Below are 11,641 nucleotides of genomic sequence, written 5' to 3' on the forward strand. Positions count from 1 at the left end.
ACTTATTATAAATAATTACTTATCTTGTTTCCCCGCTCTTTTAAAGATGCAGGGGAATTGCTTTTTATAAACTTAAAAGAACTCTCTCCTTTAGGGAGGGCAGGGTGAGACTAAATGACTAACCGCGAAATAAAAATATCTTTCCAGGAATATACTTCCGTAAAGGAGCTTGATACAGACGACCAAAGCTTATGCAATGAAGCTGTTAAAGCAATGGTAAACTCTCATTCGCCTTATTCAAAATTCAGGGTAGGCGCGGCATTGCGGTTACAAAGCGGTAAAATAATACATGGCAGTAACCAGGAAAATGTAGCTTATCCATCAGGTTTATGTGCAGAGCGGGTTGCCCTGTTTTACTGGGGGGCCAATCACCCCGATGACCCGATAGAAAGTATGGCCGTAACAGCACATACAGATGAGTTTATCCTGAATAAACCGGTAACTTCATGTGGCTCCTGTTTGCAGGTAATAGCCGAGTATGAGAAGAAACAAAATAAGCCTATAAAAACAATACTATTTTGTAAAGACGGCCCTGTTTGGGTAACCCGTGGTATAGAAAGTTTTTTACCATTTTTATTTTTTGAAGACAGATTATCTTAAAGATTATGAAATTAAAATTAACGCTGCTTTTAACTGTTTTTGTTTTTTGTACAAAGTTGTATGCGCAAACGGGTTTCCCTTATGATGCAGAGATACGTGCTTACAGGCACCAGGATAGCCTGAATTTTCCAAAGCCCAATGGTATACTGTTTATAGGTGCTTCATCTATACGGTTATGGAGTGATCTTCAGCAGCGTTTTAGTGGTGCGCCAATAGTTCAGCGTGGGGTTGGGGGTTCAGAGTTATCACAGTGGGTAGCTTATTATACCCCTTACGTATTGTTCCCATATCATCCGCGTAAAATATTTTTATATGCCGGCGAGAATGATATTGCCACAGGAGGTAAAACAGCGCAATCTGTGTTCGATTCGTTCACCAAAATATACGATATGATAAGGCAACAATTGCCTGATGTTGAATTTTATTATTTATCTATCAAAGAAAGCCCAAGCAGGTTAAAATATACAGCTGATTTTATAACAGCTAATAAATTGATAAAGGCCTACATCAGCACAAAACCCAAAACCTATTTTATTGATGTAGCCACTACGGTGTTAAACCCGCAAACCATGATGCCCGATTCATCCCTGTATAAAAAAGACATGCTTCACTTAAATAATAAGGGCTATGATAAATGGCAGGTTATTTTGCAGGATTACGTAAAATAACTTAAACAAAAAAAGGCCTCCGCAAACGGAGGCCTCCAGCTATATAAACAAAACTAAACTAAATTTAAGAAGGTACGTTTTCGATCTTAGTGATCTTCCAGTCCGGACGGTTAAGTGAAATAGTGATCAGGTTAGTGCGTACATAACCACCATATTGCAGTTCTAACTTTACAATCATTCCCTCTCGGGTATCTTCAATTACTGTGGTAGTATATTTACAGCCCTGCTCAACATTTTCTGATGCTTTAAAAGATGCAAGGATACGTTTTTTGTTTAAAGTAGTTACATTGTTACCGCGGGTCATAATGTATTGAATGTTATCATCCAAAATCTCATTAAGACCCTCTGTTTTACCGTGTACTACTGCATTAACATAAATATTTAAAACTTCATTTTTTGTTAATGTAGCTGGAGTGGGTTTATTTGCAGCGTTGGCAACTGTGCCAGTAACTAATAATGCTAAACCGAGCATAATTGATTTTAAATTTTTCATAATATTAGATTTTTTGGTTAATTATTTTATATCCATAGGACATCATCAGCATTCGAAACGTTACAAAAAATAATATATTTATTAATCATTTAACTAAAACTTAACATTTGCCCTATTTTTACCATGAGCATATTTGATTGATTATTTATAGCATGATTGAGTTCAATACCATCATTTTACAGTTTGCAGAACAGGGCGAAAAAACCGGGTGGAGCTATATTGAAATTCCGGCAGATTTGGCGCAGCAATTAAAGCCGGGTAACAAAAAATCATTCAGGGTATGTGGCATGTTGGATGGCATGACGGTAAAAGGTATGGCTTTAATGCCCATGGGGCAAGGCAATTTTATTATGGCGCTTAAGGCAGATATAAGAAAAGGCATTCGCAAAAATGCAGGCGCTATGCTGCAGGTAAAGCTGGAAGAAGATAAAGATTATAAAGTTGACGTGCCCGATGATTTGCAGGAGTGTTTTGATTTTGAGCCCGAGGCCTTGGAGTTTTTTAACAGCCTTGCAAAATCGCACCGCGATTATTTTATAAAATGGATAGAGGGCGCCAAGACCAGCGAGACGCGCAACAAGCGTATTGTTAATACAATAAATGCTATGCTGCGTAAATGGCCCTATAATGTGATGATAAGGGAGATGAGAAAGGCGTAGAGGCTGTGCGAATGTTTATAATTTTCAGGTGGCATTTTCCTGCTAAGTATTATCTTTACCCTGTATGCTGTTTTAAACACAAAGGGCGCCAAGAAGGCGCAAAGGGCACTGAGAATTATGCAAGTTGAAAATGATTTAGCTACAGAGGTTATTGGAGCTGCCATAAGTGTGCATAAAGTGTTTGGTCCCGGATTGTTGGAATCAGCATATAAAGAATGCCTCTATTATGAATTATTAAAAAAAGGATTATATGTAGAAAAAGAAAACCTCTACCACTTATTTATGAAGAAATTAAATTGGAATGTGGGTATCGGTTAGATTTATTAGTTGAAAATAAATTAATTATTGAAATAAAAGCAGTTGAAGGATTAAATGATATTCATTTAGCGCAAGTTTTAACTTATTTAAAAGTTTCAGGTTGCAGGCTTGGTTTATTAATGAACTTCAATGTATTAAAAGTAAAAGACGGTATTCGTCGTATAATTAAAACTTAGCGCACTCTGTGCCTTCTTTGCATCTCTGTGGTAAAATGTCAGACATAAATAACAACGAAGAAAAAATACATAATGTTACCTCGCTTGACGGGCTGTACGAAAACTGGTTTCTTGATTATGCCTCTTATGTAATTCTTGATCGTGCCGTTCCGCATATAAATGATGGTTTAAAGCCTGTACAGCGCCGTATACTCCATTCACTTAAAGAGATGGACGACGGGCGTTTTAATAAAGCCGCCAACGTCATTGGTAACACCATGAAATATCACCCCCATGGTGATGCTTCGATTGGTGATGCTATGGTGCAGATAGGCCAGAAAAACCTGCTGATAGATTGCCAGGGTAACTGGGGCGATCCGGTAACCGGCGACTCGGCCGCCGCGCCACGTTATATTGAGGCACGCTTATCAAAATTCGCGCTCGAAGTTGTTTTTAACCCAGATACCACCGTTTGGCAAGCCAGCTATGATGGCAGGAATAAAGAGCCTATTACGCTACCGGTTAAGTTCCCATTGCTATTGGCACAGGGCGCCGAAGGTATTGCCGTAGGTTTGGCAACCAAAATATTACCCCATAATTTTATTGAGCTACTGGATGCCTCGATAGCGGTATTAAGCGGGCAAACGCCAAATTTATTGCCGGATTTTCCTACCGGCGGCATGGCTGATGCATCTGCCTACAATGATGGGCAGCGTGGGGGGCGTATCCGCGTACGCGCAAAAATTGTAGAGCGCGATAAAAAAACGCTGGCTATAACCGAGATACCTTTTACAACTACTACAGGCAGTTTAATTGATAGCGTAATATCTGCCAATGATAAGGGCAAGATCAAGATCAAGAAGATAGAGGATAACACGGCACAGCATGTAGAAATAGTTATCCATTTGGCGCCGGGTATATCGCCTGATGTTACTATTGACGCGTTGTATGCTTTTACCGATTGTGAGGTTTCCATATCGCCCAATACCTGTGTAATACAGGACGATAAACCACGCTTTATGAGTGTGAATGATATGCTTACCGAAAGCACCCATTACACCCGCGAACTGCTTAAGCAGGAGCTGCAGATAAGGTTGAAGGAACTGATGGAAAAGATATTTTTTAGCTCGTTGCTGAAAATATTTATTCAGGAAGGGATGTACAAGCACCCGGATTATGAAAGCTCTGCAAACTTTGAAGAGGTATTGGTGGTATTGAATAAACTATTCGAACCATTCTTCCCGCAGTTTTATCGCCCGATAGTAGACGAAGATTATAAAAAGCTTATTGATAAACCAATGAGCAGTATTACCCGTTTTGATGTGAAGAAAACGGATGAGCAAATAAAGAACCTGGAAAACGAGATAAAGACGGTAAAAAATCACCTGAAACATCTTACAGAATATACCATTGATTGGTTTGAAAAGCTAAAGGAAAAATACGGCAAAGGGCGCGAACGTAAAACCGAACTGCGCACTTTTGACAGGGTAGAGGCATCGCAAGTGGCGTTGGCTAACGTAAAGCTATATGTTAACCGCGAGGATGGTTTTATTGGTACCGGCTTGCGTAAGGATGAATTTGTTGGCGATTGCTCTGATATTGACGAGATCATAGTTTTTCGTGAAGATGGAAGGTGTATTATTACCAAAGTGCAGGAGAAGATATTTGTTGGGAAAGAGATCATTCACGTAGCTGTATTTAAAAAGAACGACGAGCGTACGGTGTATAACATGATCTATAAAGACGGACAAAGCGGCGTAAGCTATATTAAACGTTTTGCTGTAACCGGCGTAACCCGCGATAAGGAATACGATCTGACCAAGGGGAGCAAAGGCTCTAAAGTGCTATACTTTTCTGCCAATCCTAATGGCGAGGCCGAAGTAGTGAACGTGCAGTTGAAACCGCATGCCAAGCTAAAGAAACTGCAGTTTGATGAAGACTTTGCGCAGCTTGCCATAAAGGGCCGTAACTCTATGGGGAATATTATTACCAAGTACCCGGTTAAAAAGATACTGTTAAAGAGCAAAGGCTTGTCAACACTTGCTGGCAGAAAGATCTGGTATGATGATATTTTAAAACGTTTAAATGTTGATTCGAGAGGCAAGTATTTGGGTGAGTTTGATGGCGACGACCGCATACTGACTGTTTTTGCCAATGGGATTTACGAGCTGACCAGCTTTGACCTGAATAACCATTTCGATGATAAGATGGTGGTAATAGAAAAGTATAACCCTGAAAAAGTTTACTCGGTTGTGCATTATGATGGTAAATCAAAAAATTACCTGGTTAAGCGGTTTGCTTTCGAGAATATGGCAATAGGTAAACAAACCAGTATTATTAGTGAAGAGAGCGGATCAAAAATGACATTGATATCCGGTGCATCACAGGCTATAGTAAAAGTAGAACAGCTAAAAGGAGCTGCTAAAACTCCCGAAACGGTTGAACTTAATCTGGCCGACCTGATAGATGTTAAAGGTATGAAAGCGATGGGTAACCGCCTGTCGGTTCACATCATTCAAAGTGTGGTACTGGAAGCAGAACATGATGATGAAGAGGATGTACCAGACCCCGAACCGGAATCTGTTGCGGATACAGAGATTGTTATAACGCCGGAGGATAAAGTAGTAGCAGATAAGGAACCGCCGGTTGTTGAAGAACCGGCACCGATAGCAATTGCAAAACCCGAAGTAGAAATTAATGAGCCAAAACCGGTGGCTGAACAGCCAACTGAACCAATGCCGGAATTGGAAAAATCACAGGACAAATCGGTAGAATCACCCGAAAAATCAGTGGAATCTCCAGCTAAAAAAATAGATTTTGAGATAACCAACCCGGATGATATCGATATAGACGATAAGGGGCAATTGGGGTTGTTTTAAACATTTGTCATTCTTCGCTATCGCTACCAATGATACGTTGTTAATCTTAACATCATTTTTAACTTCAAAGTCCCACGGGATTTTATAACCCAGAATGACATTTTATTAACTAATTACATACTTATAAAAAATGCCGCCTCAAAAACATGGCCCACATTTAATTTTTGAATAGCTTCTTTTTTGCTGATATCAACGTGCACGCCTTCGGTATCGGCACAACCTAACCAGGGTTCAATACATACAAAATCGGCGCCGGGTTTTGCCCAAAGCCCTAAATAATTAAAATGCGGAAACTCAACAGTAAGTGTTTGCTCATGCTGCGTACTTTTAATAGTTACCAGCCTTGATCGCAGGTTCTTAAATACTAAAGCGTCTTTATTAAACAGATCACGCGTTAAAAAAAGTTTCCTCACTTTTATAGGAACCGGAGCTGTTTCACCATTAAAAAGACCATCAGCAGATAGTTGGTGTGCTATTAATTTATCATCGGCTTCAAACTCTAAATAATAGTCTTCATAATCCTCGCCTTTATTAAAAGGCACATTAAAGGCCGGGTGCCCGCCAACCGAAAAATAGATAGGTTTTTTATCCAAATTAATAACCTTGTAGGTTATGCGCAAAGCATCGTCTATCAGGTCGTAATGTATTTGAAAATCGAATTTATAGGGATACATGGCTAAAGTCTTTTCGCAATAAGGCAAAGAAAACCAGGCTGATTGTTCATTAGAAGAGATTAATAATAATTCAGAAGTACGGGTGAACCCATGTCTTGGTAATTCATAAGTATTACCATCAACAAACAATTGGTTATTAATTAATCCGCCAACTATAGGGAACAGGTTGGGCGCGTGCCATGGCCATATAGCAGCATCAGCCTGCCATATATGTTCAACATTAGTTGTTTTGTTATAAAATGATGTTAATTCTCCGCCCTGTGCACGGATGGCTATTTTAAAAAGATCGTTCTCTATAATTGTCATTGATGGTGATGGTTTCTATTAAAGGTATTCATTATAACGCATCAATCATCATCCTGTTTCTTTTTTTGCTCTAAAATTACAAACGCGCTGCGCCTGGGGGCCGGCATTACGGCGTTTTCGCCTTTAACATATTTCCATATTACATCATTCAGTTCCAGATCGGGCACCTTATCTTCGCCGGCCAGGTCAAATAATGCCGAGCGCTTACTGCTTTGGTTAACAGCAACATTGCGTTTCTCCACATCAACTTCGGCAGGTTTTACGTTGTATGGGGTAAAATTAGGCTTGGTGGTAAAGCAATCATATAACGGCATAGCTGATGCATCATACTGGCTCATGGGCGGCAGGCCCAGTATAAGTTCCATTGTGCGCAGCACGCCCGAAGTTGAATACATGCCATGTATTAATGCCCCGCGTTTTACATAAGGACCGGCAATATATATCGGCGAACGGTGGGCATCAACATGGTCAGACCCATTTTGTGCATCATCTTCCAATATAAATACTACCGATTCGTTCCATATCGGGCTTTTTGAAAGATGGTCAATAAGCATTCCTACACTCTGGTCATTATCAGCTACCGCGGCAATAGGCGATATGGCACCTTTCCTTTGTCCGCTGGTATGGTCATTACCCAGGCGAATAGAGTTAAACCGGGGTACAGCATTTATGCGCAGAAGCGAGTCGAAATCATGTGCCCATATTTCTTCACGGTGTCTATCCGTTATACTCAGATCAAAACCGGGTGTTTTTACACAAACATGGCCCTGTAACGATTTGATATTAACTTTATCGTATGCGGCAAATTCGCCATATGAACGGTAACTAATGCCGGCACGTTTACAATAATCCCATATATAACCATCTTTTGGATTACCTATTTCGCGTTCGGCTTCCGAATCATAATTGCCGCCACGACCCCCATAACCGGTGGGCCATGTTTTCTCAACAAAATCAGTTGAATATGCAGCAGTACTCCAGTTATGGCCATCGGCGCTAACTTCGGCATCTACATAAAAATTATCTAACAAGGCAAACTCGTTGGCTATAGCATGTTGATTGGGGGTAACCTTATTGCCAAAAATACATAACGATGTATCGCCGTTGCCTTTAGGTATATCGCCCAAAACCTGGTCGTAAGTACGGTTTTCCTTAATAATATAAAACACATATTTAATAGGCGATTTGTCTGCACGGCTGCGCGGGATAGGGTTGCCTATCTCTCCGGGTGCCATTTTTTCTATTTTATTATTAAAAGGCGTATTGGCATAAACCTGTTTTGTGTAGCTTTTAAGCTGATCGGGTTTGGGCTCATCTATAAAAGAGAGCGTGCCTTTAAACAGCCCGCCAATATATTGCTCTTTTACATTTGTCGCTCCTTTTTGGTAACTGCTGTTATCTGCCTTTTTTATAGGGTGCGGCCCGTTAGGGTTTGCCATAGAAGTAAACCCCTTGCCATTGGCTACCAGTATTTTATTACCCAGTGTTTTTACATTGGTAGGGTACCAACCCACGGGAATAAAGCCGCGGCTTTGGCTGTTTCCGGGATTGCTTACATCAAATACCGCCAAACAATTATTATCGGCATTGGCTATGTATAATGTTTTTTCATCAGCAGACAATGCCAACCCGTTAGTAGTTGAACCGGTTAATTTTGTTGGATAAAGCGAAGTAGAAATTACTTCGGTTATTTTTTGGGTATTGATGTTTATAACAGATACAGAGTTGTCATTAGCATTGGCTACAAACAAACGGGTGCCTTTTTTATTTAATAATAACTCGTTTGGATGGCTGCCTACTTTAATATTGCTTAATTTTTGTGTAGCGGTATTAAATAGGCTAACCTGTTCACCGCCCCAAATAGATATATAAACCGTTTTTTCATCAGGAGAAAGCGCGCAGCTATAAGCCTCGGCTGCCAGTTTAATTTTCGATTGGATGTTATGTGTTGCCAGGTTAATAATATATAAAGAGCTGTCCTCTTTGGTAACAGTATAGAGTAGTGTATTACTCTTGTTAACAGTAATACCCGTAGCACAAATTTTATTTTTTGGCCATGGCAAACCTAATTTAATGGTATCGGCCTTGCTAATTTTATTGTTTTGGATGTGGAAAGCCATTATCCAGTTATCATTACCACCTGATGCATACAGCATTTTTTCATCATGGCTAAAAGCTAACCCGTACCATGATTTGCCAACTACCTTTTCATCCAGCAGTTTCTGATTTACGGGATCTATTAATTGAACAGATTGCGTGCTTTGCCCGTTATTGGTAACAGCCAGTAATTTCCCCGATGAGGAAAGCTGTATGTTTAAAGGCAGATCGCCCAAAGGTAGTGAGCTACCTGCCGGGCTTAGCTTCCATCCGTTAGGTAAAAGCACTTGTCCGGTTTTTTCTATTTTACCGGGTAATTGCGCATATGCCTGTAAGGCAAATACTATAAGGAAAGTAAAACTGAGTAATGATTTTTGTTTCATGGCTTTGTATTGTATGAATCAAAAATACAGATTGATTTACAGCAATACGCCTGTTAACAAAAACTTAATATGGATGGGTTACTTATCCGGTTAAATGGAAAGAGGTTTGGATACATCTTGAGCATTAGCAGTAAAACAAGCAAATATTAGCAGGGCTGTTAAAAAAAGCTTTTCTATGCAGGCAAATTATTATAATAGTTCCGGTTTGATTTTCCCGGTAAACTCTTTGGCAAACTTATTTAGCTTGGGTTGTATCACAAAGGCGCAATACGGTTTCATTGAATTATCGGCAAAATAATTTTGATGGTAATTCTCGGCTTTATAAAACTCGCTAACGGGGCTTATTTCAGTAACAATAGGTTTGTTATAAATTTGCTCATCGGTCAGTTTCTTTACCATAGCTTCGGCATGCTGCTTTTGCTCGTCAGTATGATAAAATATAACAGAGCGATACTGCGTGCCCACATCATTTCCCTGGCGGTTTAAGCTGGTAGCGTCATGTGTTTTAAAAAAAATAAGCAGTAATTCGTCTAAGCCAACTTCATCAGCATCATATTCTATCTCAACTACTTCGGCGTGGCCGGTATTGCCGGTACAAATCTGTTCGTAGGTTGGATCTTTAATTTTCCCGCCCATATAACCGGATGTTACCGCCTTAACTCCCTTTAGTGTTTGAAATATGGCTTCCGTACACCAAAAACACCCACTGCCAAATGTTATTTTCTGTATGTTCATAATTATTTAAACGAAGGTAAGATAGTTTAGTTTAAATATATGTGTTTAAACATTTGATTTTGTCGATTTAAATGCTAAGTTTTGAATAAAACTTAAAAAAACTTATTATGAAAATTGCAGCATTAATTGCCCGGATATTACTGGGCCTTATCTTCGTAGTGTTCGGTATTAATTTTTTCCATGATTTTTTACATGTTAAACCTCCTGCCATGAGCCCGACCGCAGCTGCGTTCTCAGGTGGTTTATATGGTTCGGGTTATTTTTTTCAATTTTTAAAAGTTGTTGAAATTACCAGCGGTTTGTTTTTGCTGCTTAACCGGTTTACCGCGTTCTTTTTGCTGGTGCTTTTACCTATTACGATAAATATTTTCTTGTTCCATGCTATGCTGGCCCCTTATGGTGTACCTATTGGTTCGACAGTACTTATTTTGAACGTGTTTTTATGTATTGCTTACTTTAAATATTATACCACCATATTTACAGCGAAGCCCGCGGTATAAATAAATAGCGCTATACCTGTTATTTTTTGACATTAAACGCGAAAAATAACCGGCCATAAAAAAAGCTCCCTGATTTTCAAGGAGCTTTTTTTATGGTTAATATTATTACTGGTATTGAATATACATAGGATAAGGTTTTTTCTTTAAAACCTCTTCAGGGGTAAGCATGTGGTGTGGGGCCTTCTTAATATCATTTTTATAAAAAAGCTTAAAGCCTGTAAACTGTACCGGTTCGCTATATATAAAATAGCGCCAGGTGCCTTCTTTCAGGTCAGGTTCGCCCCAGCCATCCATATCCATTACCACTTGAACTTCGGGATGAAGTTTAATATTTTTATAGTTAGTTACCATTTTTTTGGTGAAACGGTGTACTATTAAAATTTTTGGAGGCAGGTTATATTTTTTAACAAGGCCCGTAAGATAGTTTGATACATAGTTAATGTCGTCCGCGTCATAAGTACCTATTTTTTTGCCGGGCAGGCTGCCATCCTTCATAGAAAACTCAGGGTCCATACCAAAATGAACCTGAGGCATTACCAGGTATTTTTCTAATAGCGGTAATTCTGTCCTGATATTACTTAAAGAAACCTGCACATCTAAAAATACAATAGCGTGGGCCTTTTTGGCTAAATATAAAACTGTATCAATTTGTTTAAACGGCATGCGGTGGCGGTACTTTTTATCTTTACCGGGGTCGCCACTTGCTACAACGGCGATATAATGCAAAGCCGGTTGAACAGGTACCTGCGGATCTGCTTTTTCCCAATGTTTTACTTCGCCTTTTAATTTGGCCAACATTTCGTTAGGCGGTAATTCGCCTAAAATACCCATCTTTTTAGAGTATAGGTTGCCGTAATAAGCTACCACACGTTTAAATGGCAAAATAGCGCCGGGTATTGGGTAAGGTGTGTTTTTAACCGGCCATTTCCCGGTTGTATCCGCATGGGCCATCCGTTTCATCAATGAGTCATACAGTTTTTTGTCTATTGGCTGGTATGCCACTTTTGTGGTAGTGTCTTCTGTTTTGGCCTCAACCGTTGCAGCAACAGTTGATGTTTTAGCGGCTGTACTGCCTGCTTTATTTTGCGCGCAGTTAGAAAAAAGCCCTAATGAAGACAGTAATAATACTGTTGAAAGAAATATATTTTTCATTTACCCGATTGTTTTTTGTTGT

The 11,641-nt window shown here is 39.6% G+C and carries 10 protein-coding genes and 1 pseudogene; 6 read left to right on the plus strand and 5 right to left on the minus strand.

Annotation, left to right across the window (positions count from 1 at the left end; all coding sequences use genetic code 11):
• The first annotated feature begins 114 nt into the window (after nucleotides 1-114).
• Both JWR23_RS03860 and JWR23_RS03865 read left to right on the plus strand, forming a co-directional pair.
• The gene (locus JWR23_RS03860) at nucleotides 115-600 is read left to right on the plus strand and encodes a cytidine deaminase (RefSeq protein WP_299513222.1); all 486 of its coding nucleotides are present in this window, start codon (nucleotides 115-117) and stop codon (nucleotides 598-600) included.
• A 5-nt stretch (nucleotides 601-605) separates the two neighbouring features.
• Nucleotides 606-1,268: a GDSL-type esterase/lipase family protein gene (locus tag JWR23_RS03865; protein ID WP_299513224.1), complete on the plus strand. Its 663-nt coding sequence runs from the start codon at nucleotides 606-608 to the stop codon at nucleotides 1,266-1,268.
• A gap of 64 nt (nucleotides 1,269-1,332) precedes the next feature.
• Here JWR23_RS03865 and JWR23_RS03870 read toward each other — a convergent pair whose 3' ends face one another.
• Nucleotides 1,333-1,761 carry a hypothetical protein gene (locus tag JWR23_RS03870; protein WP_299513226.1) on the minus strand — a complete coding sequence of 143 codons (429 nt, stop codon included), beginning with the start codon at nucleotides 1,759-1,761 and terminating at the stop codon, nucleotides 1,333-1,335.
• A gap of 152 nt (nucleotides 1,762-1,913) precedes the next feature.
• Here JWR23_RS03870 and JWR23_RS03875 point away from each other — a divergent pair, with 152 nt between their 5' ends.
• The 3 genes and pseudogenes from JWR23_RS03875 (at nucleotide 1,914) to JWR23_RS03885 (ending at nucleotide 5,772) form a co-directional block, all read left to right on the plus strand.
• A complete protein-coding gene (locus tag JWR23_RS03875; protein WP_299513228.1) occupies nucleotides 1,914-2,420 on the plus strand; it encodes a YdeI/OmpD-associated family protein in 507 nt (168 codons plus the stop codon).
• Nucleotides 2,421-2,537: 117 nt separating this feature from the next.
• A pseudogene (locus JWR23_RS17740) lies at nucleotides 2,538-2,914 on the plus strand (GxxExxY protein).
• Between the two features lie 35 nt (nucleotides 2,915-2,949).
• Entirely contained in the window at nucleotides 2,950-5,772 is a 2,823-nt protein-coding gene (locus JWR23_RS03885) for a DNA gyrase/topoisomerase IV subunit A (RefSeq protein WP_299513232.1), read from the plus strand.
• 113 nt (nucleotides 5,773-5,885) lie between these two features.
• Here JWR23_RS03885 and JWR23_RS03890 read toward each other — a convergent pair whose 3' ends face one another.
• The 3 genes from JWR23_RS03890 to msrA all read right to left on the minus strand — a co-directional run bounded on the left by JWR23_RS03890 (nucleotide 5,886) and on the right by msrA (nucleotide 9,967).
• The gene (locus tag JWR23_RS03890; protein WP_299513234.1) at nucleotides 5,886-6,752 is read right to left on the minus strand and encodes an aldose 1-epimerase family protein; all 867 of its coding nucleotides are present in this window, start codon (nucleotides 6,750-6,752) and stop codon (nucleotides 5,886-5,888) included.
• A 41-nt stretch (nucleotides 6,753-6,793) separates the two neighbouring features.
• The gene (locus JWR23_RS03895; protein ID WP_299513236.1) at nucleotides 6,794-9,232 is read right to left on the minus strand and encodes a bifunctional YncE family protein/alkaline phosphatase family protein; all 2,439 of its coding nucleotides are present in this window, start codon (nucleotides 9,230-9,232) and stop codon (nucleotides 6,794-6,796) included.
• A gap of 189 nt (nucleotides 9,233-9,421) precedes the next feature.
• Nucleotides 9,422-9,967 carry a peptide-methionine (S)-S-oxide reductase MsrA gene (gene msrA / locus JWR23_RS03900; protein WP_299513238.1) on the minus strand — a complete coding sequence of 182 codons (546 nt, stop codon included), beginning with the start codon at nucleotides 9,965-9,967 and terminating at the stop codon, nucleotides 9,422-9,424.
• Between the two features lie 107 nt (nucleotides 9,968-10,074).
• On the opposite strand from msrA, the gene JWR23_RS03905 reads away from it, so the two are divergent.
• Nucleotides 10,075-10,467: a DoxX family membrane protein gene (locus JWR23_RS03905; RefSeq protein ID WP_299513240.1), complete on the plus strand. Its 393-nt coding sequence runs from the start codon at nucleotides 10,075-10,077 to the stop codon at nucleotides 10,465-10,467.
• Between the two features lie 105 nt (nucleotides 10,468-10,572).
• Here the strand turns inward: JWR23_RS03905 and JWR23_RS03910 are convergent, their stop codons facing one another.
• Entirely contained in the window at nucleotides 10,573-11,619 is a 1,047-nt protein-coding gene (locus JWR23_RS03910) for a hypothetical protein (RefSeq protein ID WP_299513242.1), read from the minus strand.
• Between the last annotated feature and the right edge of the window lie 22 nt (nucleotides 11,620-11,641).

This window comes from Mucilaginibacter sp. (assembly GCF_028288205.1).
Lineage (GTDB): Bacteria > Bacteroidota > Bacteroidia > Sphingobacteriales > Sphingobacteriaceae > Mucilaginibacter.

Bases quoted from the DNA above. Each gene is read 5' to 3' on its own strand.
- JWR23_RS03860 (WP_299513222.1), top strand. From the start codon at position 115: ATGACTAACCGCGAAATAAAAATATCTTTCCAGGAATATACTTCCGTA.
- JWR23_RS03865 (WP_299513224.1), top strand. From the start codon at position 606: ATGAAATTAAAATTAACGCTGCTTTTAACTGTTTTTGTTTTTTGTACA.
- JWR23_RS03870 (WP_299513226.1), bottom strand. From the start codon at position 1,761: ATGAAAAATTTAAAATCAATTATGCTCGGTTTAGCATTATTAGTTACT.
- JWR23_RS03875 (WP_299513228.1), top strand. From the start codon at position 1,914: ATGATTGAGTTCAATACCATCATTTTACAGTTTGCAGAACAGGGCGAA.
- JWR23_RS03885 (WP_299513232.1), top strand. From the start codon at position 2,950: ATGTCAGACATAAATAACAACGAAGAAAAAATACATAATGTTACCTCG.
- JWR23_RS03890 (WP_299513234.1), bottom strand. From the start codon at position 6,752: ATGACAATTATAGAGAACGATCTTTTTAAAATAGCCATCCGTGCACAG.
- JWR23_RS03895 (WP_299513236.1), bottom strand. From the start codon at position 9,232: ATGAAACAAAAATCATTACTCAGTTTTACTTTCCTTATAGTATTTGCC.
- msrA (WP_299513238.1), bottom strand. From the start codon at position 9,967: ATGAACATACAGAAAATAACATTTGGCAGTGGGTGTTTTTGGTGTACG.
- JWR23_RS03905 (WP_299513240.1), top strand. From the start codon at position 10,075: ATGAAAATTGCAGCATTAATTGCCCGGATATTACTGGGCCTTATCTTC.
- JWR23_RS03910 (WP_299513242.1), bottom strand. From the start codon at position 11,619: ATGAAAAATATATTTCTTTCAACAGTATTATTACTGTCTTCATTAGGG.